Genomic DNA, 23,998 nt, shown 5'->3' with positions numbered 1-23,998 from the left:
CGTCGAGCGCGTGTACGAATGAGCGGACCGAAGCACGAGTCGCCCCCTGAGATGCGAGTTGTGACGCAATCTCGGCACGATCCGGGGCCCGCGCCAACTTCCGAACAGATTGGCGCCGCTGCACGTACTACTTTTTGAGTGACTCGTTCGGCCCCCACCTCCTGGTTGCCGAGCCCGCCTTGGTGCGCGAGGAGCGCGCCGCCTTTCAACGCTGATCTGCCACTTCAGATGACCGGATTGCGCTCGCACCTACGTCGCGCATCGTTGCCGCTTATTGTCGTCGCCCTTGGGTCGACGGCCTGTAAGGCCAAGCAGGAACGTCAACAACGCCAAGTCCCGACCGTCGCCGTCGTGCCCGCTCGCCGGGCGACCGTCCCGTACGTGATCGAGGCCAACGGCGTCGTCACGCCGCTGCAGAGTGTCGCCGTCACTCCCCAGGTCGATGGGATCGTCGTGTCCGTCGATTTCCAGGAAGGCCAGGAGGTCCGCCAGGGCCAGCCGCTCTTCCATATCGATCCTCGGCCGTACCAGAACGCATATGAACAGGCCTCGGCCGTCTTGTCGCGAGATAGTGCGTCGTGGGTCAACGCCAAGGCGAACGCCGACCGCTACAAGCGGTTGTTGACGGCCAAGGTGATCACCCAGGAAGAAGGCGATCAGCAGCTGACGAGCGCGGCAACGTCTGAAGCCACGCTGCGGGCCGACCGCGCCGCGGTCGAGCAGGCGAAGTTCAACCTCGAGAACACCATCGTTCGCGCACCCATCGGCGGCAAGACGGGAAGCTTGCTCGTGAAGCGCGGGAACCTGGTTCATGCAGGTGGCGCGGCTCCGCTCGTCGTGATCAACCAGGTGCGGCCAATTCTCGTGCGCTTCGCGATTCCGTCGTCCCAGCTGCCTGTCGTGCTGCAGTACGGCGCGCAAGGCGGCCTCCCGGTCGCGGCGGTTCCGGGCGGTGTTGCGCCCGCGTCGCCGTCGATCGACTCGTTGGCCGCCGCGGCGATGGCGCAGCCGACCGACGCAGCGTCCGGCGCGATGCACGGCGTCTCCAACTCGCAGGGCGGGGCGGGAGCGGCCGGTGGCCCGGGCGGCGTAGGCGGCCAGAGCGCGCTCACACAGGCGGTGCAGCAGGGCGGCCCGATTGCCGGCGAGCGCATGACCGGCAAGCTCTCGTTCATCGACAACGCGGTCGATACCGCGACGGGCACGGTGCAGCTCAAGGCGACGTTCGACAACTCGACCGGCCGCCTGTGGGCGGGACAGTTCGCGACGACGTCGCTGCATCTCTACGATGAGGAGAACGCGCTGGTCGTTCCGCAGTCGGCGATCGTCACGGGTCAGCGCGGGTCGTACGTGTACGTCGTCGATCGCGCGGATACGGCGCGCCAGCGCGCGGTGATCGTCGAGCGCGTATCGGGCGGACTGGCGATCGTCTCGACCGGAATTCAGGAAGGCGATCGCGTGGTGACGGATGGTCAGTCGCGCTTGACGCCCGACTCCCCGGTGCGCATTCGCGGCGCAAGCGATAACGGCGGTGGTCGTCGCGGCGGTCGCCGTGGCGGTACGACTGCAGCTGCCGCGGCTCCGGCAAACACCGAGACCGCGCGCGCTGATGCCGACGATGCCCCGTCCGCCCGCGCCGATTCCGCGGGCGGAGCAGGCAGAGGGCAGGGCGGAGGCCAGCGCCGCGGACGCCGGAGTCGTTAGCCCCAAGTCTGAGGCGTTGCCATGAACTTCACTGGCTTGTTTGTGCGACGGCCGGTCATGACGACATTGCTCATGATCGGCGTCCTCGTGTTCGGCATCGTGTCGTACCGGAAGCTGCCGGTGAGCGATCTGCCGACCGTCGATTCGCCGTCGATCAGCGTCGGCGCCAATCTTCCGGGCGCGAGTCCCGAGACCATGGCCGCGACCGTGGCGACCCCGCTGGAAAAAGCGTTCAGCGCGATCGCCGGTATCGACGAGATGACGTCGAACTCCGGGAACGGCAATACGAACATCAACATCACGTTCTCGCTCGACCGCGACGTCGAAGCGGCGGCGCAGGACGTGAACGCGGCGATCGGCAAGACGCTGCCGTTCCTGCCGTCGACCATTCTCCCGCCGAATTACCACAAGCAGAATCAGTCGGCGGCGCCGATCATCAACATCGCGCTGACGTCGAACGTGCTGCCGATGCAGCAAGTCGACGAGTACGCCGAAACGACGATCGCGCAGCGCCTGTCGATGATCGAAGGCGTGGCCTCGGTCAACGTGTGGGGCTCGGCGAAGTACGCGGTGCGCGTGCAGCTCGATCCGAGTCAGCTCGCGAGCCGCAACATCAGCGTGTCGCAGGTCGCGACGGCGATTCGTCAGAATAGTGTGATGCTGCCGACCGGCGTGCTGTACGGCAAGGACAAGACGCTCACGATTCAAGCGACCGGGCAGCTCAACAACGCCAACGAGTTTCGGAGGCTGATCATCGCCTATCGGAACGGCGCCGCGGTGCGCCTGGGCGACGTCGCGAACGTGCTCGACGACATTCAGAACAACAAGTCGGCGGCGTGGTACGATCAGGAACGCTCGATCAATCTCTTCATCAATCGCCAGCCGGGAACCAACACCGTCGAAGTCGCGAAGCGTGTGCGCGACGCGCTCGACGAGATTCGGCCGTCGCTGCCGCCGACGCTTGGGCTTCACGTGCAGTTCGATCGCTCGGTCGGCATCGAGAGCGCGGTGAAGGACGTGAAGGAGTCGCTGCTCGTCGCGCTCGTGCTCGTCGTCCTCGTGATCTTCGTGTTTCTGCGGAATCCGGTCGCGACGCTCATTCCGAGCCTCACGCTGCCCTTGGCCGTCATCGGCACGTTCTCGGTGATGTTCATGCTGGACTTCAGCGTCGACAATCTGTCGCTGATGGCGCTCACGCTCGCGGTCGGCTTCGTGGTCGACGACGCGATCGTGATGCTCGAGAACATCGTGCGGCATCTCGAGATGGGGAAGCAACCGATGGACGCGGCGCTCGAAGGCTCGGCGGAAGTTGGCTTCACCGTGCTGTCGATGTGCCTGTCGCTGTCGGCGGTCTTCATTCCGCTGATGTTCATGGGCGGTGTGATCGGCCGGTTGTTCCGGGAGTTCGCGGTGACGATCAGTGTCGCGATTCTCGTCTCCGGATTCGTCGCGCTCACACTCACGCCAATGCTGTGCAGCCGGCTCCTCAAGGCCAAGCATCATCACGAGGAACACGGCCGCTTCTTCACCGCGACCGAGCGCGCGTTTCAGGCGTTGCTGAACGGATACGAGCGCAGCCTGGGTTGGGTCATGCGTCATCGGGTGGTCACGCTCGTCTTCTCGGCGGCGATTCTCGCGGCGACGGCGCTTCTGTTCACGAACATTCCGAAGGGGCTGTTTCCGCCCGACGATACCGGCTCGCTCAACATGACCGCGGAAGCGGCGCAGGGCACGACGTTCGTCGAGATGCTGCGTTTCCGGAAGCTCGTGAGCGACCGGCTCGACGCGGACACGAACGTCGCGTCGTACACGACCAATGCCGGCGGCGGCATGGGCGCCAGCTCGAATCAGGTCGGCGTGAACATCACGCTCAAGCCCGCGGGCCAGCGTCCGCCGGCGGACGAGATGGTGCACGAGCTGACGGACCGCATGCGCGGGATTCAGGGCCTGCAAGTGTTCGTCACCAATCCGCCGAGCATTCGCATTGGTGGGCGCGGGTCGAAGACGGCGTATCAGTACACGCTGCGCGGACCGGATATCACGCAGCTGTACGATCAGGCCGGAAAGCTCCTCACGCGGCTGCAGGATGATCCGATGCTGAGCGGCGTGACCTCGGATCTTCAGAACCGCGCGCCGATTCTGCGCATTCACATCGATCGCCAGCGCGCGCTCGAGCTCGGGGTGACGCCGCAGGGTATCGAGTCGGCGCTCGCGAACGCGTTCAACCAGCAGCAAGTCTCGACGATCTTCGGCGAGACGAATCAGTACTACGTCGTGATGGAGACGGTGCCCAGTGCGCAGCTCGACGCGAATGCGCTCGACAAGTTCTTCGTGCCGGGCGCGGGCGGAAAGCAAATCCCGCTGACCGAAGTCGCGTACTTCGAGCAGACGACGGGGCCGTTGAGCGTCGCGCACTCGGGCCAGATGGCGTCGACGACGATCTCGTTCAACCTCGCGCCGGGCGTGTCGCTGGGCGCCGCGACGTCGGACGTCGACAAGATCGCGCACCAGATGCTGCCGGCAACGATCACCGGTGGTTTCTCGGGGACCGCGCAGGCGTTCCAGGACTCGCAGAAGGGCATGGGCCTGCTGCTCCTGATCACGATCTTCATCATCTACATCATTCTCGGAATTCTCTACGAGAGCTTCATCCATCCGGTCACGATTCTGACTGGATTGCCGTTCGCCGCGTTCGGCGCGCTGCTCGCGCTCTATCTCACGCACGTGGAGCTTGGCGTGTACGGCTACGTCGGCATCATCATGCTGATCGGCATCGTGGAAAAGAACGCAATCATGATGATCGACTTCGCGCTCGAGCGGCAGCGGAGCGAACGCATCTCGCCGGCGAAGGCGATCGTCGAAGCGGCGAGCGTGCGTTTCCGTCCGATCATGATGACGACGGTGTCGGCGATCGCGGGCACGCTGCCGATCGCGATCGGCGTCGGCACGAGCGCCGCATCGCGGCGTCCGCTCGGCATTGCGGTGGTGGGTGGCCTGGCATTCTCGCAGGTCGTGACGCTGTACGTCACCCCCGTGTTCTACTCGTACTTCGATGAATTGCAGACCTGGCTCGGCCGCCGCGCCGCGCGGGCGGTGGCTGTGACCGAGCCGGTGCCGGTGGCAGGCGATTGAGTGTGGCTTTGGTTAGAAGAGCGAATGGAAAGAGCGATGGGAAAGAGCGATTGGAGAAAGCGAATGGAAAGAGCGATTGGAAACGGCGGCGCGGTTTCCATTCGCCGTTTCCAATCGATGCTTCCATTCGCCGTTTCCACTCGCGCTTTCCACTCGCCTTTGCCTTTCTTTTTTGAGTAGTCGATGACCTCTACGACGTTATTCATCAAACGCCCCGTCATGACGACGCTCGTCATGATCGGCATTCTCGTGTTCGGCATCGTCGCCTACCGGCAGCTGCCGGTCTCCGATCTGCCGAACGTCGACTTCCCGACCGTCACCGTCACGGCGTCGCTGCCCGGCACGAGCCCGCAAACGATGGCCGCGACCGTCGCCACGCCGCTCGAGAAACAGTTCTCGACCATTGCCGGCATCGACAACATGACGTCGACGTCGAGCCTCGGGCAGACGCAGATCGTCATTCAGTTCGCGCTCGACCGGAACATCGACGCCGCCGCGCAGGACGTGCAGGCCGCCATCGCGCAGACCGGACGCCAACTGCCGCAAGGCATCATTCCGCCGTCGTATCAGAAGACGAATCCCGCCGACGCGCCCATTCTGACGCTCGCGCTCACGTCCACCGAAGTGCCGCTCTCGACGCTCGACGAGTTCGGCGAGACGACGCTCGCGCAGCGGCTCTCGATGGTGAGCGGCGTCGCGCAGGTGCTCGTGTACGGCGCGCAGAAATACGCCGTGCGTCTCCAGCTCGATCCGGCTCAGCTCGCCACGCGCAACATCGCGCTCGAGGACGTCGCGAACGCCGTGACGCAGCAGAACGTCAACATGCCCACGGGCGTGCTGTATGGACCGAAGACCGCGCTCACCGTGCAGGCCACCGGGCAGCTCGACAGCGCGAGCGAATTCGGCAACATGATCGTGGCGTATCGCAACGGCGCGCCGGTGCACCTCGCGGAGATCGGCAAGATCACCGACGACGTCCAGAACAACAAAACCGCCAGCTGGTTCAACGGCGAACGCGCGATCGTGCTCGCGATTCAGCGCCAGCCGGGCACCAACACCGTCGACGTCGCGAATCACGTCAAGACGGCGCTCGAGAAGCTCAAGGCCGAGATTCCGCCGTCCGTCGAAGTATCGACGCTGTACGACCGGTCGGCGACGATCAAGGCGAGCGTCGACGACGTGACATTCACGCTCGAGCTCACGCTCTTCCTCGTCGTTGCCGTCATCTTCGTCTTTCTCCGCAACTGGTCGGCGACGATCATCCCGAGCCTCGCGCTGCCGATGTCCATCATCGGCACGTTCTCGGTGATGTATCTGCTGCACTACTCGCTCGACAATCTGTCGCTGATGGCGCTCACGCTCGCGGTCGGCTTCGTGGTCGACGACGCGATCGTGATGCTCGAGAACATCGTGCGGCATCTCGAGATGGGGAAGCCGAAGATGGAAGCTGCGGTCGACGGCGCGGCCGAAGTCGGCTTTACGATTCTCTCAATGACGTTCTCGCTCGCCGCGGTGTTCATCCCGTTTCTGTTCATGGGCGGCATCATCGGCAAGCTGTTTCACGAGTTCGCGGTGACGATCGGCGTGGCGATTCTCGTGTCGGGCTTCGTGTCGCTCACGCTCACGCCGATGCTGTCGAGCCGGTTCCTCAAGTCCGATCACGGCAAGACGCACGGCCGCCTCTACCAGGCCAGCGAACGGTTCTTCGACGGCATGCTCGGCTTCTATGAACGGACGCTGGCCTGGGTCATGGACCGGCGTCCGCTCACCTTGGTGTTCTCGTTCGTCATATTAGTAGCAACGGGTTACTTATTCTGGTCCACGCCCAAGGGACTTTTCCCCACGGACGACACCGGCCAGCTGCTCGCGACGACCGAAGCCGCGGAAGGCGTGTCGTTCGACGCGCTCGTCGAGCATCAGCAACAGGTCGCCGACGTCGTGCGCAAGGATCCCGACGTGCGCTCGGTGACGTCGTCCGTCGGCACGACCGCGGCGGCGAACCAGGGCCAGCTCACGATCGATCTCAAGCCGATCGAAGAGCGCAAGCGCAGCGCCGAGCAGATCGCGCACGATCTGACCCGCGCGACGTCCGCGGTGCCGGATATCGCCGTGTTCATTCAGAATCCGCCGGCGATCTCGATCGGTGGTCTCGCCTCGAAGTCGCTGTACCAGTACACACTCCAGAGCGGCGACATCAACGCGCTCAACACCTCGGCGCGCGAGATCGAGCGCCGCATGCGGCAGATCCCGGGCCTGGTCGACGTCACGAGCGACCTGTTGATCGAGAATCCGCAGGTCACGGTCGACATCGATCGCGAGCAGTCGGGCCAGCTGGGCGTCTCCGCGAGCGAGATCGAGAACACGCTCTACGACGCATTCGGCCAGCGACAGGTGTCGACGATCTACACGTCGACGAACGAGTACTGGGTCGTGATGGAGCTCCTGCCGCAATATCAACAGGACGTCGGCGCGCTCGGCAAGCTCTGGGTGCGCTCGTCGCGCGGACCGCTCGTCCCGCTCAGCACCGTCGCCAAGTTCAACTACTCCGTTGGCCCCGTGACGGTGAATCACTCGGGCCAGCTGCCGTCGGTGACCGTCTCGTTCAATCTCGAGCCGGGCACGTCGATCGGCACGGCGGTGCAGAAGATTCAGGAGCTCTCGAAGGTCGTGCTTCCGAACACCGTCGCGGCCAACTTCTCCGGCATGGCGCAGGCCTTCGTGACCACGCAGCAGGGATTGCTCCTCCTCATGCTGCTCGCCGTGTTCGTGATCTACGTCATCCTCGGCGTGCTCTATGAGAGTTTCATTCATCCCATCACCATTCTCACGGGCTTGCCCTTCGCGGCATTCGGCGCGCTCGTCACGCTGATTCTCTGCGGCCTCGATCTCGACATCTACGGGTTCGTCGGGATCATCATGCTCATCGGCATCGTGGAGAAGAACGCGATCATGATGATCGACTTCGCGATCGAAGCGCGGCGCGACGGTACTCGCTCCCCGGCCGAAGCGATTCTCGAAGCGGCGAGCGTGCGTTTCCGTCCGATCATGATGACGACGATGGCCGCCCTGATGGGCGCGGTGCCGATCGCGGTCGGCTGGGGCGCGGGCGCGTCGACGCGCCGCCCGCTTGGCGTCGCGGTGGTCGGCGGGTTGGCGTTCTCGCAGCTCGTGACGCTGTACGTGACGCCCGTCTTCTATACGTATCTCGACCAGTGGCAGCAGCGGTTCTCGCGCCGCAAGGTCACGGCGGGGCCGACGCCCGGCGTCACGCCGCCGCGCGAGGCACAGCTGCCGGGGTCGCATCGTCCCGAACCGGCTCCGATGTAAGACTGGCTGTAAACAACAAGGACCTCCGTCATTGCGGAGGTCCTTTGTTGTTCGTGCTTCGCTCGTGTATCTCCCGTCCTTCTCTCGTGCTCCGCTCGGTACTGCCTCGCAACGGATACAGCAGGCGGCGAACAGCGTGCCGCGAGCTGCATCGACTTCGGCAACCAGTCTATCGTCCGGCAGTTCCGCCACTGTTCCCGCGGTGACCCGTGAGCGATCTTTTTCCGTTCCTTTTGCGTTCCTTCGCGCTCCAGTTCGGTTCACCCACACCATTTCGCGTGCTCTCGCATGACGGCCTCACCCACTCCGGCCACACCGCTTTCGCTCGAGCTGCTGGGCGGCATCGAGCTGCGCGGGATTGAAACGGCGGCCGCCGAGCGGGTGTTGGTGCAGCCAAAACTGGTCGCGCTGCTCGTGTATCTCGCGCTCGCCGGTTCGGCGCGGCGGTATCAACGGCGCGACCATCTCGTGGCGTTGCTCTGGCCGGAGCTGGATCAGGCGCACTCGCGGACGGCGCTGCGCAAAGCGGTCCATTTCATCCGGGGCGCGGTTGGTAGCGAAATGCTACTATCTCGCGGCGACGAAGAGATCGCCCTGGCCGAGGGTGCCGTGACATGCGACGCCCTGGAGTTCGTCACGCACGTCGAAGCCGGACGGCTCGCGCGGGCGATGGACCTCTACCGCGGCGATCTCATGCCCGGCTTTCACCTGAGCGGATGCGCCGACTTCGAGCGCTGGCTCGACGACCAGCGCAACGATCTGCGCGAGCGCGCCGGTGGAACCGCGCTCGCGCTCGCGCAGATGTTCGAGAAGGATTCCTCGTACACCATCGCCACCAAGTGGGCGCGCCGCGCCGCACGCTTCTCGTGGGACGATGAACGCGTGCTGCGGCGCGCCGTGTCGTTGATGGACCGCGCCGGCGATCGCTCGGGGGCGCTCCGCCTCTACGACGAGTTTGCCGAGCGGCTCAAGGCCGACTTCGGCGCCGAGCCCTCACCCGAGACGACTGCTCTCATCCGACGGATGCGGCCGGGCTGACCTCGACGACGTCGCCGACGTCGAGGTGCTTTGGCGATCGTGAATACCTTCGCCGATTTCCTCGATCATTTTCTTGTTGAACGCCGGGATGTCGTCCGGCTTGCGGCTGGTGACGAGTCCTTCGTCGGTCACGACTTCGCGATCGACCCAATCGCCGCCGGCGTTGCGAATGTCCGTCTGCAACGACGGCCACGACGTGACGGTGCGATCGCGCACGCAGCCGGCTTCGACGAGCAGCCACGGTCCATGACAGATCGCGGCGACAGGCTTGCCCGCTTGAAAGATCTGTTTGACGAACTCCACCGCGCGCGTGTCCTGGCGCAGGTGATCGGGATTCATCACGCCGCCGGGAAGGAGCAGCGCATCGAAGTCGTCGGGCCTGGCTGAGCCGAGCTCGAGGTCGACGTCGAGTTGATCGCCCCAGTGATCGTGCTGCCACGCTTTGATCTTTCCGCTCTTGGGTGAGATGAGCGTGGTCTTCGCGCCTGCTTCGTCGAGCGCTTTGCGCGGCTCGGTGAGCTCGACTTGCTCGACGCCGTCGGTGGCGAGAATGGCGACGCGTTTTCCGCCGAGTTTGCCGGGGTTGCTGTGTTTGTCGTTGGTCATGAATGTGCTCCGTTGAATCGTGGTGACGTGCGCGGAGCATGGCGGCAAAGTGCGGACCGCGGCGCGAGCAGCGAGCAGCGAGCAGCGAGCAGCGAGCAGCGATCTGGACGGCATGACGGCTGTGTCCGAGATTCTCGGCCATGACACTGCGATTTCGTATCGGGGCGTTCGTCGTCTGTGGCGCGTTGGCGACTGCTCGCGCCGGCGCGCAGCGCGGTTCGCGCGCGATGACGCTCGACTGGATGCTGAGCGATTCGGGACGACGCGTCGCCCAGCTGCCGCAAACGGGCTGGCTCGCGAGCGGCGGGCTCGTCATGTTCGACGCTCGGCGGTCGCCGACGGAGCGAACCATCGAGCGAGTCGATCTGACGACGGGGGCGCGACATGTGATGGTCGATGCACACTCCGCGATCGCCAGTCTCAACGCGCTGGTCCCGGCCTCGGCCCGGCAGGTTGCGCTCGACTGGCCGGATGCGTTCGATGCGACCGGTGCGCACGCGCTCTACGTCATCGACGGCGACCTGTTTGTCCTCGATCTCGCGTCGGCGCGCTTCGATCGCTTGACGCACACGCCGACCGAGGAGCACTCGGCCGATTTTTCGCCGGATGGGCGCATGGTGTCTTTTGTGCGCGAGAACGATTTGTTCGTCGTCGATGTGCGCACGCATCGTGAGACACGTCTCACCCATGACGGATCGGCGACCACGCTCAACGGCACGCTCTCGTGGTTGTATTGGGAGGAAGTGTTCGGCCGCCACGACGTCGGCTACTGGTGGTCGCCTGATTCCAAGCGCATCGCGTTTCTGCAAACCGACGAGTCGCGCGTGCCGATCGCGACGTTCGTGGACGTCGCGCCCGTGCATCCGCGCATCATCACGCAGCGGTATTCCAAGGCGGGCGACCCGAACCCGCGCGTACGCGTCGGCGTGATCGACGTGCGAAATCCGTCGACGCCGGCGTGGATGCACGTCGACGCGGCCAACGGCCTGCTGTTGCGCGTGAACTGGCTTCCGGGCTCGGCGCGCCTTGCGATCGAAACGCTCACGCGCGATCAGCATACACTCACGCTCGCGTTTGCGGATCCAGTGAGCGGCCGAGCGATGCACATTCTGGACGAACACGACTCGGCCTGGGTGAACGTTCACGACGACCTGCATTTCCTGCGCGACGGGAAGTCGTTCCTCTGGGCCTCGGAGCGCGACGGCTACTACCACGTCTATCGGTATGACGACACTGGCAGGCTGCTGAACCAGGTCACGAGCGGCGATTTTGCCGAGGCGTCGTCGGGCGGCGTACCATGGGTGAGGCAATCCGTCCTCGGCGTCGACGAAGCGCACGATTGGATGTACTTCACGTCCATGCGCCAGTCGCCCACCGAGCGGCATTTGTACCGCGTTCATCTCGACGGCAGCGGACTGACACGTCTCACGACGACGCACGGCACGCACCAGATCAGCATGTCGCCGGATGCAACATGGTTCGTCGACGTTCACTCGACCGCCGACCAGCCGCCGACGCTCGAGGTCCGCGGTGCCGGCGCGACGACATCTGGCATTGAGCTGGCCTCGAACACGGGTGCGCTGGCGAGTTTCAACATCTCGTATCCCGAGCTCATTCGCATTCCGGCGCGCGACGGGTTTCTAATGCCGGCGACGATCAGGCGCCCGCGGAACTTCGATGCGACGCATCGCTATCCCGTGATCATGGAGGTTTACGGCGGGGCGTCGTCGCCCATCGTCGAGGATGCGTGGTACTCGTGGACGCTTCTGTACCAATTGCTGGTCGACAAAGGCTTCCTCATCGTGCAGGTCGACAACCGCGCGGCGACCGCGATCAGCAAGCGGCTGGAAGACGTCGCCTATGGAACTGTCGGACGCTCCGAGGTCGCCGACCTTGGCGATGCGGCGACGTGGCTCGCATCGCAGCCGTGGGTGGACTCCTCACGCATCGGCGTGTGGGGATGGAGCAACGGCGGCTACGTGACGCTCAATTTGCTCACGCGCACGACGCAGTTTGCGGCCGGTATCTCCGTGGCGCCTGTGACGGATTGGCGCTATTACGACACCAAATGGTCCGAGGCATTCCTTGGCATGCCGCAGGCGAATCCGGCGGGCTACGACAGCGCATCCGTGGTGTTGCGAGCGGCGAATCTCCACGGCCGATTGCTGCTGGTGCACGGGTCATACGACGACAACGTGCATCCGCAGAACGAGCAGGCGTTCATCGACGCGCTGGTGCGGGCGGGGAAGACGTTCGACTACATGGTTTATCCGATGCGCAAGCACGAGATAGGCGATCGCCCGGCGCGCCGCCATTTGTATCAAACGATGATCGAGTTCTGGGAGCGGAATCTTCTGCGATAAGGACGACGCAGAACGCGGAGCCTCATTCCGCCCGTAGCACGCCGACGGGATCCACTCGCGCCGCCCGGAGCGCCGGCAGCGCGCTCGCCACCGCGGCGATGGCGACGAGCAGCGCCGCGACGCCGAGTGTCACGAGCGGTTCGCGCGGCGAGGTATCGTAGAGCAGCGTTTGCATCACGCGCGACACGGCGAGCGCGATCAGCAGTCCGAGCGCGACGCCGATCATCGTCAGGCGGACGCCCTGGCCCACGACGAGGCGCAATACGTCCGCGCCGCGTGCGCCAAGCGCGATGCGCACGCTGATCTCGTGCAGCCGTTGAGAGACGGAGTATGAGAGAACGCTATAGGTGCCCAGAGCGGCGACGGTGAGCGCGAGGAGCCCGAAGCCGCCGAAGAGGAGCAGCCCGACGTGCCACGGGCGAAGCTGCGGCTCCATGAGTGCTGGAACCGATTGTACGTACGCGACCGCCGTTCGGCCAAATACGCGCGTGAGCTCGCCGCGAATGAGCCGTTCGACGACCGCTGTCTGTCCTGGTTTCGCGCGCGCAATGATCGTGTTCGGTCCGCGCGGCCGGCCGGCGGGGTCATAACCGAAGGGCGTAATGAGCTGAATCACCGGCTTCTCGACGACATCGGAGACGTGTGAATCGCGCATGACGCCTATCACGACGCTGCACGGTTCCTTGGCGGTGAGCACGCGAAGACATTTGCCAAGGGCATCCTGCCGCGGCCAGTAGAATTGCGCTGCCGTCTCGTTCACGACGAGCACGGGTGCGCCGTCGCGATCGGCATCGGTGAAGAATCGGCCGCGCGCCATCTTCGCCCCCGTCGCCGCGAGATAGGTAGAGGTCGTGGCATTCCACGTGGGATCGCGCTTGTCGAGACTCGGGACCCGCTCGCCGTTGGCAAAGTAGACGCCGATCATCGAGTAGCCTTCCATCGGGCCACCCGTGCTGAGCGCCATCGCCTGGATGGCCGGCGCACCCTCGAGCCGCTTACCGGCCGCCATGAGACCGAGGCCGATTTGTGGGGAATGAAAGCGTCCCCAGTCCAAATAACGGCCGGTGGAATCGAGCGGATACGCTGATCCATACACTACCCGATCGGCGTCGAACCCGAGATCGATCGCGCGCAGTCGCATGAGACTATGCACATAGAGGCCGGCGCCATAGAGCAACAGAACCGTCATCGCCACCTGCGCCACGAGGAGCAGTTGCCGCAGCCGCGAACGGTGCGCGCCCGCACCGCCGTCGCGTGCGCCGCTCTTGAGCGCCTCCGTGAGCTCCGGGCGACTCGCTTGCACAGCGGGCACCAACCCGGCGAGCACGCCGGTCGCAATCGCGATGAAACCAATGAATGCGACGACGCGCGCGTCGATCGCGGAATCGGTCCAATACGTCGCCGGCATGAGCAACGCGCGCAGCGCATTGCCGGCCCACACGCTGACCATGAGCGCGGCGACCGCCGCAACGGCCGCGAGAATGATTCCTTCGCACAGAAGCTGCGACACGAGGCGTGCCCGCGACACGCCGAGGGCGATGCGCACCGCGATTTCCCGGCGCCGTCCCATTGCCCGAGCCAGTAACAGACTCGCCACGTTCGCGCACGCGATCAGCAACACGATGATCGTGACACCGATCAGCCGCCGCGCGATCGCGACTTCGGGAACCGGCTTGATCGACGGCGCCAGCGACTCGAGGATCGGTCCGGCCAGCATCACCCCGCCGGTGTCGCGCACGGCGTTGGTGGTGGCGCCGCGGCCCTCCGGCACCACTGTGCGGCGAACGATCGTCGTCGCGGCGCTCTCGAGCCATTCGTTCGACGTGCCGGGCGCAACGCGCACGAGCAGCCGCATGCGCGTGCCCGAGAAATAGCTCGTATACCAATCGTGATCGTTGAGCGACTCGGGGATCGACGCGAACGGCATCCAGACGTCGGTGGCGCTGAGATCCGGTCCGTCGAACCCGCGCGCCGCGACGCCGATGATTGTCGTACGCTGGCGATTGATCTCCACGACCTTCCCGATGACGTTCGGCGCGGCGTCGAACACGCGATGCCAGAGCCGATCGCTAATCACCGCGACATACGCGGGCGCGCCCATGACCTGCTCGTCCGGCGCGAAGAAGCGGCCCATCGCCGGGTGCACGCCGAGTGCCGACATGTACCCGGTCGTCACGTACGCGCCGTGCAGCGTCATCGGCGCGTTATCGACGACCGCCGGCACCGTGTCCGGCTTGGTATATCCCGCAACCTGTGCGCGCGGCGCGAGGCTGCTGTCGAGCAGCGTGTACACGGGATAGGGGAAGATGTCGCGGATTCCGGCGACTTCACCGACGGTCCACGTCGTTCGCACATAGAGCCGGCGCAGTTCGTCCGGGCGCACAATTCCCGAGGGCGGCCGATTGAACAATCGATCGGCCAACGAAAACATGGCGCCGTTCGCCCCAACTCCGAGCGCAATCGTCACGATGCATGCGATGGCCAACCCATGCGATCGCCGCAACCCGCGCACCGCGAACACGGCGTCGTACCACACGTTGTCGAGCACCTGCATGCGATCGCGCCGCTGATTCACGCGCTTGCCGATGCTCAGCAACTCATCGCGCGCCTGGCGTTCGTTCCCGAATCGCTCACGAGCGCGGCACTCCGCAGCCTCGCGCGTCGCGCCCGCCGCCATGAACTCGGCGACGCGCTGCTCGAAATGAAACGCCAGCTCGTCGTTGACGTCGGCGGCTACGTTGCGCCGCCAAAAGCGGAGGTAGCGGCGCCAACGCGGTTCGTCGGGCAGTGCAGGCATGGCCGGACTCCGGAAATCACGTGGGCTGTGTGCGTGTGCGCATCACGCGCGCGACCGCGTCGACGTAGTCGTCCCACCCGCGCGTTTCCTGCTTGAGGTGAGCGCGGCCTCGCGGCGTGAGCCGATAGAACTTGGCGCGCCGGCCGGTGGGCGACACTCCCCACTCCGCGGCAATGAGCTCGCGCTCTTCCATGCGGTGCAGGGCGGTGTAGAGCGCGCCGTCGAGCACGACGAGCGCCTCGCCAGAGCTCTGCTCGATCCACCGGGCGACGGCGTAGCCGTGCCGTGGCCCCCAGATGAGACCGCGAAGGATGAGGGTGTCGAGCGTGCCCGGCATTACTTCCATGATTGAGCCATTTGATGATGATGCCTCAATAATTGATGTATCACAACCTGGCATGGGATAGCCTGGGCGTCAAGAGCCATGCCCCCGGTCCCTATTGCTTTCCAATAGGAAACATGGTAGTCATATGGGTAACCCATACGGGAGTCGCCGTGGCGGACCGCATCGACGTCCAGCAGGGCACACTGTCGCTCATGGTGCTGCGTACCCTCGAGGTCCTCGGGCCGCTGCATGGCTACGGCATCGCGCGGCGCATCGAGGAAACGAGCGGCGACCGCCTGGCGCTCAACTACGGAACGCTCTACCCGGCGCTCCTCAAACTGGAGCAGGAAGGCTTCATTCATGGCGAGTGGGGCGCGTCGGAGAACAACCGGCGCGCCAAATTCTACCATCTGACGGCCGCCGGCCAGAAGCAACTCGCGCGTGAGACGCGAGAATGGCGCGAGACGGCACAGCTCATCGAGTCGTTCTTCGCGCTGCGGCCGGAGCGCGCATGAGCGCGCTGCGCGGCGTGCGCGCGTTCGTCATTCGTCTCGTGGGCGCCGGCCGCGCGGCACTCGGCTCCCGACGGGCCGACGACGATCTGCGCGCCGAGCTCGAGGCGCATCTCGAGATGGACATCGCCGAGCATGTACGGCGAGGCATGTCGCCGGACGAAGCTCGGCGGGCTGCGCTCATCGCGGCCGGCGGCGTGACGCTCGCCGTCGAGGCCGTGCGCGAACGGCGCGGCCTGCCACAGATCGAGCAATGGGCAACGGACCTCCGCTACGCGATGCGTACGCTTCGCAACAAGCCTGCGTATACCATCGCGATGATTCTCACGCTCGCGCTGGGCATCGGCGCGAACAGCGCGATGTTCACGATCGTGAACGCGGTGGTGTTCCGTCCACTGCCATATCCCGATGCCGATCGCATCGTCGCGATCTCGCTCGGCCGGCCGGGCGAGGATCGGCACGTCGTCGACGATCGTAACTATTTCGCGTGGCTCGAGTCGGCGAAGTCGGTCGATCTCGCCGCGACGTCATATACCACCGCCGTGTTCGCGCTACCCGATGGCGCGGTCGATGTACCCGGCGCGCGCGCGACGCGCGACTACTTCGCCGTGTTTGGCGCGACTCCGATTCTCGGGCGAACGTTCAATGACGACGAGCTTCGGCAGCCCGGCATTCCCGCGATCATCCTTGGCGAGCGACTGTGGCGCGCGTCGTTCAACGCCGATCCCGCGATCGTCGGCAAGAGCGCGAGCGTCGATGGCCATGCCGCGACGATCGTGGGCGTCATGCCCGCGTGGTTTCAGGATCGCGGCGCCGAGTGGTGGCGGCCGTATCGGATCGAGCCGCCGACCGGGCGCGCGACGTTCTTCTACACGCCGATCGCTCGGCTGCGGTCGGGCTATACCATGGATGCGGCGCGCGCCGAACTGACGACGATCACCGAGCGAGTGCGCGAAGACCGAATCGGCGCCGAGCAAGGGCTGCGGCCGATTCTGATGACGCTGCACGAGCGGCGATACGGCAATCGCCGGAAACCACTGCTCGTGCTCTTCGCCGCCGTCGGCGTGCTGCTCGCCATCGCGTGCGCGAATCTGGCCAATCTCACGCTCGCTCGCGCGGCCGGGAGGCAGCGTGAATTGTCGCTGCGTCTCGTGCTGGGCGCGGGACGTTGGCGTGTCGTGCGTGGCTTGTTATGTGAGAGCGTGCTCTTGTCGCTCGGCGGTGCACTCGCCGGATTGCTCGTGGCGCGCGGGGCCGTGGCGTACGCCATTCGCTTGAGTCCGGCGTCGGTCGGGAACATGCAAGGGATTCACATCGACAGCGCGGTGTTGCTCTTCACACTGCTCATGGCCGTCGCGACGAGCGTTGCGTTCGGCTTGGTGCCCGCCATCGTCGCGTCGCGCGGTGACGTGCACGCCGCTCTGGCCACCTCGGCGCCTCGAAGCGCCGGCAGCGCCGCGCAACTCGTCGTACGACGGCTGCTGGTGGTAGCGCAACTCGCGACGGCGCTCGTGCTCCTGACCGGCGCCGGCCTGGTTGCGCGAACGTTCTGGCGGGTGGCGGCGATCGACCCGGGATTCCGTCCGAGCGGCGCCTTTCTCTTCGGTATCCGATTGCCGTCGAGCCGGTACACCGAGGCGCGGCCGGACGTGTTTTATAGAACGCTCATCGAGCGTGTTCGCGGCCTTCCCGGCGTTCGGTCGGCGGCGCTCACCGATGGTCCGCCGCTGGCGTACGGCGTGCGCATGCGGTACGGGACGCACGACGTCAACGGAGATACGATCCCGCGGATCGACGTGGTGGCGGCGGGCCGGGACTACTTCGAGACGATCGGCGCGACGCTGCTGCACGGACGCACGTTCACCGACGCCGATCGCGCAGGTGCCTTGCCCGTCGCGGTGGTCGACGCGGCACTCGCGCGTCGTATGTTCGGCACGACGGATGTATTGGGGCGAACGCTCCCGTATTTGGATCATCCGCTCCGCATTGTCGGCGTGGCGAGGGACGTTCTGCACGACGATCTGGAGCAGGGCGCCGCGCCGACCGCCTATCTCCCGATCGGGCAATCGGGCGTCGAGACGTTCGAGACCGTGATCGTTCGCGCGACGACGCCGGCTGAATCACTCGAGCCGACGATCATCGCGATCGTGAGAAGCATGGACCCGGCGCTCGCGCCTCCCAAGTTCGACACGATGGAGCACGTGGTCGACCAGGCGCTCGCTCCGCGACAGTTCACGTTCTTCCTGCTCGGTGCATTTGCGGGGCTCGCCGCGTTGTTGGCCGTGATCGGTCTGTACGGCATGCTCGCCGATCTCGTCTTGCAGCGGACGCGCGAGATCGGCATTCGCGTTGCGCTCGGCGCGGATCCACGCCGCGTCACGCGGCTCGTGCTGGGTCAAGGTGTGACACTGGCCGTCATGGGCACGGCGATCGGATTCGGCGTCGCCATGTTCGGGGTGCGAGTGATGCGCACGATGGTGTTCGGCACGAGCGTGTATGACCCGTTCACCTTCGCGGCGGTGGCGGGCCTGCTCATTGGTGTGTCGGTGATCGCGGCGTGGATTCCGGCGCGCCGGGCGAGTCGAGTCGATCCGGTACGCGCGTTGCGGGCGGAGTGAGCCGTCGGCGAGTGGTGATCTCGGACTGCAAGGCGGGGTACCCGCGGGATCGCGACAACGGCCGAAGGTCATACCCGGCTCGTTCGTGGTGCTGGTGGTGCAGCGCCGCTAACTGGTAGTAGCTTTGGCGGCAGGTTCATCTCCTCGCACGAGGGCTCGATCATGACTCGCATTCCGCTGCTCTGCGCATTCGGCGCACTCGGCGTTGCCGCGACGCTTTCAGCGCAGCAGCCCGTGTCGTTCAGTGAATCACCGTACAAGGTGTTGACGCGCGCCCGTGTCGGCGGCGAAGGCGGTTGGGATTACATCCAGGCCGATCCCGTCGGACGCCGCCTGTACATCCCGCGCGGTGGCATTCGCGCGGCGGCGGCCACCGACAGCACACCCGCGCGCGAGGCTGTCGCGCCGCGCATCGAGGTGTACAACCTCGATGATCTCACATCGGTCGGTCAGATTCTCACCGCGCCAAACTCGCAGGGCAACGGCGTTGCGGTCGATCCAAAATCCGGACACGGGTTTTCGAGCAGCCGGCCGCAGATCACGATGTTCGACACGAAGTCGCTGCAGATCATCAAGAGCATCCCGATCGATTCGGGCGTCGGTCCGGATGGCATCTACTTCGACAACTTCAACGATCGCGTCTACGTTTTCAGTCATCCGACGAAAGACGCCACCGTGATCGACTCGAAGACCGGCACGGTGCTGGGACGCATTCCGCTCGGCGGCACACCCGAGCAAGCGGTGTCCGACGGCAACGGCACGTTGTACGTCGTGATGCAGGATCGGCCGGAGGGTGGCGTCGCCGTCGTGGACACGCGAGCGATGAAGACGACGACACACTACTCCTTCGGCGATGTCGGCGGATGCAACGGCCTTGCGATCGACACGAAGAATCACGTGCTGTTCGCCGCGTGCGCCCAATCCGGCAATCCGCCGGTGCAGCCGGCGCAGCCGAAGATGGTGATCCTCAGCGCAAAGGATGGAAAGATTCTGACGACACTGCCGCTGGCCGGCGGGTCCGACGGGGCGACGTTCAATCCCGCGACGATGGAAGCGTTCAGCACGCACGGCAACGGGACGTTGACGGTGGTGAAGGAGACCAGCCCCGCGACGTTCGAGGTCGAGCAGAATCTTCAGACGATGAACGGCGCGCGCACGATCACGTTCGATCCGAAGACGGGCCACGTTTTCGCGATGAGCCAGGAGCGGGGACCGGCACCGCCGCCGCCGCCGGGCGGTGGACGCGGCGGTTTCGCCCCGGCGATTCCGGGATCGTTCACGATTTTGATGATCGGGAAATAGCGCGAGCGTTTCGCCTAACGACCGGGCCATGTGAACAGCGACGAGGGCACGGGCGCCATGCGCGCCTGTGTCACGTCGCCCGGTTCCACGGCGAAGTTCGACGTGGGATCGCCGTTGATGAACCGCACCTGCACGCGGTGAATGCCGGTACCTCCCGTACCGCCGGTCGGAAAGGCGACGTCGAGACGATACGTGTGCTTCGACCGCGTCGGGTATGCGCCGATGAGACTGAAGCCAACGCTGTGCGCGGTGCCCGTCGTGCCGAAGGGTACGTTGCCGGCGTCGATCCAACCTGCATCAGCGAATAACGCGACACCGAGATCGGCGCGGTGTACGAGAGCGGGAACGGCGAAGCGCGCCTCGAGACGAAGCACGTCGCGCCGCGCGCCAAGGAGCGGCGAGCCGGCGAAACCGCGCGGACCACCGAGTGCATCGCTCATCGTGAGCTGCGTCGGCAACGCGGCGCGGTCGATGACGGAAAAATTGTCTTCCGCCGACAGCAGCAGCCGCTCGCTCGGCTTCACGTAAGCGGTCGCGTGCACGTTGGCGATGGTCGCCGTGGTGCCGCTGTCGAATTCGCGGCGGGCTTCTCCCTCGAGGTCGGCAAGAATCGCTGTCCTGCGTGACGCGGCTCCGACGTAGATACTCGGCGCCAGAAGAAAGTCGTGTCCGCCGTCGTGCGTCAGCGACGGTGCGGCGAGCGTGCCGGCCTGCCATCCGACCATCAAATCCTGTGGCGCGAAGAGCGCGTCGAATCCGTTCCGCGTGACGAACCGAACGCGCCGTGCGCCGACGAGCGCGCCCAGACGCATCGCGTGAAACGGCTGAAAGCGCGCGAGCAACGCGCTGTCGCGCTGCACCACCGCACCGGAGTCGGACACGACGATCGACGTCGAGGCAGGCGATATCGAGTTGCCGAGCACTACGGGACCGATGAGGAATGGCGTGGCGCCGAAGTTGACGCGATGGATCGTGCCGACCGACCAGCGGTGATCGTGGACCTCAACCGATTGGTCGTCGCCCACCGGCCTCACGACGATCGGGAAGTCGTCGCCGGCGCGATACGTCGCATTCCAGGCAACGCGCTGGAGATCGGACAGCAGGAGTCGCGAGAGCGCGAGATCGACATGATCGCCGAGTCGCTCGCGCGTTGCGTTGGCGGTGGCGAGCGTTGGGCTGCCGAATACGCCGTACACGGAACCTCTGACGAAGCCCGACGTGCGGTAGGGCGAGTTGCTGCCGATGCCGAAGTCGACCATCGTACCCAACCCGAACAGATTTTCGTTGCCGACCGAGAAGGAAGTGGGAACGGCGTGTCGCAACCCACCGGCGGCGAGCACGGGCACTTCGTCCGTCGTCTCGATCTCGACAGCGACCATGCCGCTGTCGGAGGGCACCGCCCGAACGGATGCGTCGGCGAGAAACGGCAGCGCGCGAAGCACGCGCTCGGTCTCCTGCATGCGCTGGGTGGTGCACTCGTCGCCCGGGTGGACGAACGAAAACGCGCGAATGACGCCCGACCGGGTCGTCACGTGATGGAGACCCAACGCGTGCGCGATCGTCCGCCATTTGCTCGCGCTGCCGCCAAAGCTGGGGCGCCGAGCGTTGATCGAAACGGCCGACACGCGCTCGCCCTTGCACGTAGCGCTCGAGTCGGCATTCGTGTCGGCCTTCGCGATCAGGGCGGTCAGGAGCAGGGCGGCGATCATACCCTGCGCGAAAGCAAATATCTGACCGTGGCTGAGTCCGGAGTGTCGGTCGATTCGATGTCACGCTGCGGACAGGTACGTTCCATCAGCTTCCTCACGCGCACGGTGCGTTCACGAATTGCTTCACATGGTTCACATGCTTCACGTGCTTCACGTACTTCACGTACTTCATCTCGGGAGGAGTCTCATGCGACGTCTGACGCTGTTCGGGGGCGTGGCCGCGATCGGATTCACCGCGACCCCCGCGTTGGCGCAGCAGCCGAGCTACAAGCGGGATCTTCCGGATTCCCTCGCGCGGCAAGCCAGGGTCACTGAAGCCGCCGCGATCGCGGTCGCGAAGAAGGCCGTGCCGAACGGGAAAGTGTCGAGCATCGAGCTCGAACGCGAAGGCGGCCGGCTCATCTATTCGATGGACGTGAAGGCCGCCGGCAAGTCGGGCACCGACGAAGTCAACGTCGACGCCAAAACAGGCAAAATGATCGGCAAGGTGCAGCACGAGAGCGCCGCGGCCGAACAAGCCGAGGCGAAGGCGGAGAGGGCCGAGGCGAAGAAGGGAAAGAAGAAACCTTGAACGTTTCGCCGGTCCACTTCAGGAAATTTCTCGAACGACGCCTCGACACGTCCACGTTTCTCGGCCTGCATTTGACGCTGGGGCTCGTCGTGGTCGCGGGCGCGCTGTGGCTGTTCGCATCATTGCTCGATGCGGTGCTCGACAACGCATTTCTCGTTCGCTTCGACAAGTTCGCGGACCGAATGATCCATGCGCAGACCACGCCGGCCGGGTTGGCGTTCTTCAATTTCATGTCGCGCGTTGGATCTCCCGTCGCGATGACCATTCTCGCGATCGTCGGCGGTATCTATCTGCTCGCGCGGCGATGGCCCACGCTGTTCGTCACGTGGGTCGCGGCGTTCGCGGGCGGCGGCTTGCTCGAACGGCTGCTCAAGGCGGTCGTGCATCGCACGCGTCCGCCCTATGGCACGCAGTATCTCACCGGCAATTCGTTCAGCTTTCCGTCAGGTCACGCGATGGCGTCGATCATCGGCTGCGGCATGCTCGTCTATCTGCTCTTCGTTTCACGACAGCTTGGGCGCGGTGGACACGCGGTCGCGATCGGCGCCGCCGCGATCTTCGTGATGCTCGTCGGCGCCAGCCGGATTTATCTCGGCGTTCACTACCCGAGCGACGTGCTGGGCGGATGGGCCGCTGGGGCCGCCTGGCTGGCGATCTGCATCAGCGTGGCGGGAATCGTCCTCCATCACAGAGGGTTTACGCTGTCATCCTCGTGACAGGTCGCCGCCATACGTTCCGGCGGTAGCACCGCCTCCACCCGCCCGAGGAACGTCCGTCGTGCCGCTCGAAGTCATACAGATCGCGTTCGCTGCGCTGCGCGCGAACGTGCTCCGTTCGTTGCTCACCATGCTGGGTATCGTGATTGGAGTGGCCGCGGTCATCGCCATGATCGCCCTGGGCGACGGCGCGCAGGCGTCGGTGCGCGATCGCATCGCTCGGCTCGGTACCACCACCCTCCAAATCGACGCGCAGTGGGTGCGCACGAACGGCATCCAGACGAACGTCCGCAAGCGCGTGACGATGGACGACGTGGCCTCGATCAACGAGCACGCGGAGCATGTGCTTGCCGTCGAGCCGCAGCAGGACAAGGATCTGCAGATCCAGTGGACCGATCACAATGCGAGTACCAAGATCGTCGGCGCGACGGCGAATTTCGCGCAGGTGCAACACTTCGTGATCGACCGCGGCCGCATGTTCACCTCGGGTGAAGACATCGGACGGCAGCGCGTCGCGGTGCTCGGCTCGAACGTGCCGAGCCTGCTCGGCGTTCGCGACCCGGGCGCGTTGATCGGCGAGAACGTGCGCATTGGCGGCATGCAGTTTCAGGTCATCGGCGTGCTGCAGTCCAAGGGAGCGGGCGCGGGATTCGGCAGCGCCGACGACCAAGTGTTCATTCCGTTCGGCACGGGGCGATATCGCCTGTTCAAGACGGAGCGATTGGACGACCTCTTCGCGCTCGCGGAGAACGAAGCCGCGTTGCCGGAAGCGATGGGCGAGATCGGTCAGGCGCTGAGGCGCTCACATCATCTGCGGCCGGACGATGCCGATGATTTTCGCATTCGCAATCAGGCGGACCTGCTGGCGACGCTGGGTGAGACGACGCAGGTGTTCACGAGCCTGTTGGCGGGCATCGCCGCGGTGTCGCTGCTGGTCGGCGGCATCGGCATCATGAACATCATGCTCGTGTCGGTGACCGAGCGTACGCGCGAGATCGGCATTCGGAAGGCACTCGGCGCCACGAAGCGAACGATTCTGTTTCAGTTTCTGGTCGAAGCCGTGACGTTGTGTCTGCTCGGCGGCACGATCGGCATCGTGCTGGGTGTCGGCGGCGCGGTCGTGCTTCGCAACTCGTTCGGGTGGAGCACCGCGATTGGTCCGACGTCGATCGTATTGGCGTTTCTCTTCGCGGCGGGTGTGGGCGTGTTGTTCGGAGTCTGGCCTGCCCGGCGCGCGTCGTCGCTTGATCCCATCGCCGCACTGCGCTACGAATAACG

15 protein-coding genes are annotated in these 23,998 nt (G+C 65.3%); 11 read left to right on the top strand and 4 right to left on the bottom strand.

All coding sequences use genetic code 11. The annotated features are described in order from the left end of the window. Positions 1–351: 351 nt before the first annotated feature. The 4 genes from VN706_18645 to VN706_18630 all read left to right on the top strand — a co-directional run bounded on the left by VN706_18645 (position 352) and on the right by VN706_18630 (position 9,201). Entirely contained in the window at positions 352–1,704 is a 1,353-nt protein-coding gene (locus VN706_18645) for an efflux RND transporter periplasmic adaptor subunit (protein ID HXT17665.1), read from the top strand. Positions 1,705–1,725: 21 nt separating this feature from the next. Continuing rightward, the gene (locus VN706_18640; protein ID HXT17664.1) at positions 1,726–4,836 is read left to right on the top strand and encodes an efflux RND transporter permease subunit; all 3,111 of its coding nucleotides are present in this window, start codon (positions 1,726–1,728) and stop codon (positions 4,834–4,836) included. 183 nt (positions 4,837–5,019) lie between these two features. Beyond that, positions 5,020–8,163 (top strand): efflux RND transporter permease subunit, encoded by a 3,144-nt coding sequence (locus tag VN706_18635; GenBank protein HXT17663.1) that lies wholly within the window; start codon positions 5,020–5,022, stop codon positions 8,161–8,163. Positions 8,164–8,451: 288 nt separating this feature from the next. Continuing rightward, a complete protein-coding gene (locus VN706_18630; protein HXT17662.1) occupies positions 8,452–9,201 on the top strand; it encodes a BTAD domain-containing putative transcriptional regulator in 750 nt (249 codons plus the stop codon). Here the strand turns inward: VN706_18630 and VN706_18625 are convergent. Beyond that, complete coding sequence (locus VN706_18625) at positions 9,157–9,807, bottom strand: type 1 glutamine amidotransferase domain-containing protein (protein HXT17661.1); 651 nt, start codon at positions 9,805–9,807, stop codon at positions 9,157–9,159. The genes VN706_18630 and VN706_18625 overlap by 45 nt on opposite strands. A 140-nt stretch (positions 9,808–9,947) precedes the next feature. On the opposite strand from VN706_18625, the gene VN706_18620 reads away from it, so the two are divergent. Beyond that, complete coding sequence (locus VN706_18620; GenBank protein ID HXT17660.1) at positions 9,948–12,170, top strand: S9 family peptidase; 2,223 nt, start codon at positions 9,948–9,950, stop codon at positions 12,168–12,170. 22 nt (positions 12,171–12,192) lie between these two features. Here the strand turns inward: VN706_18620 and VN706_18615 are convergent, their stop codons facing one another. Beyond that, the gene (locus tag VN706_18615; protein ID HXT17659.1) at positions 12,193–14,967 is read right to left on the bottom strand and encodes an ADOP family duplicated permease; all 2,775 of its coding nucleotides are present in this window, start codon (positions 14,965–14,967) and stop codon (positions 12,193–12,195) included. 16 nt (positions 14,968–14,983) lie between these two features. Further along, a complete protein-coding gene (locus VN706_18610) occupies positions 14,984–15,313 on the bottom strand; it encodes a PadR family transcriptional regulator (GenBank protein ID HXT17658.1) in 330 nt (109 codons plus the stop codon). A gap of 149 nt (positions 15,314–15,462) precedes the next feature. Between VN706_18610 and VN706_18605 the strand changes: the two genes are divergently transcribed. The 3 genes from VN706_18605 to VN706_18595 all read left to right on the top strand — a co-directional run bounded on the left by VN706_18605 (position 15,463) and on the right by VN706_18595 (position 19,724). Continuing rightward, positions 15,463–15,807 (top strand): PadR family transcriptional regulator, encoded by a 345-nt coding sequence (locus VN706_18605; protein ID HXT17657.1) that lies wholly within the window; start codon positions 15,463–15,465, stop codon positions 15,805–15,807. Continuing rightward, the gene (locus VN706_18600) at positions 15,804–18,422 is read left to right on the top strand and encodes an ABC transporter permease (protein HXT17656.1); all 2,619 of its coding nucleotides are present in this window, start codon (positions 15,804–15,806) and stop codon (positions 18,420–18,422) included. The genes VN706_18605 and VN706_18600 overlap by 4 nt, the downstream gene beginning before the upstream one ends. Positions 18,423–18,584: 162 nt before the next feature. After that, a complete protein-coding gene (locus VN706_18595) occupies positions 18,585–19,724 on the top strand; it encodes a hypothetical protein (protein HXT17655.1) in 1,140 nt (379 codons plus the stop codon). A gap of 14 nt (positions 19,725–19,738) precedes the next feature. On the opposite strand, the gene VN706_18590 is transcribed toward VN706_18595, so the two are convergent. Next, positions 19,739–21,433 carry a hypothetical protein gene (locus VN706_18590; GenBank protein ID HXT17654.1) on the bottom strand — a complete coding sequence of 565 codons (1,695 nt, stop codon included), beginning with the start codon at positions 21,431–21,433 and terminating at the stop codon, positions 19,739–19,741. 187 nt (positions 21,434–21,620) lie between these two features. Between VN706_18590 and VN706_18585 the strand changes: the two genes are divergently transcribed. The 3 genes from VN706_18585 (at position 21,621) to VN706_18575 (ending at position 23,996) form a co-directional block, all read left to right on the top strand. Then, positions 21,621–22,004, top strand: a complete 384-nt coding sequence (locus tag VN706_18585) for a PepSY domain-containing protein (GenBank protein ID HXT17653.1) — start codon at positions 21,621–21,623, stop codon at positions 22,002–22,004. Next, complete coding sequence (locus tag VN706_18580) at positions 22,001–22,720, top strand: phosphatase PAP2 family protein (GenBank protein ID HXT17652.1); 720 nt, start codon at positions 22,001–22,003, stop codon at positions 22,718–22,720. Before VN706_18585 ends, VN706_18580 begins: the two co-directional genes overlap by 4 nt. Positions 22,721–22,781: 61 nt before the next feature. Next, a complete protein-coding gene (locus VN706_18575; protein ID HXT17651.1) occupies positions 22,782–23,996 on the top strand; it encodes an ABC transporter permease in 1,215 nt (404 codons plus the stop codon). The last annotated feature ends 2 nt before the right edge of the window (positions 23,997–23,998 follow it).

The sequence above is a fragment of the Gemmatimonadaceae bacterium genome (assembly GCA_035606695.1).
Taxonomy (GTDB): Bacteria; Gemmatimonadota; Gemmatimonadetes; order Gemmatimonadales; family Gemmatimonadaceae; genus JAQBQB01.
This window is presented reverse-complemented; position numbering and strand designations above follow the sequence as displayed.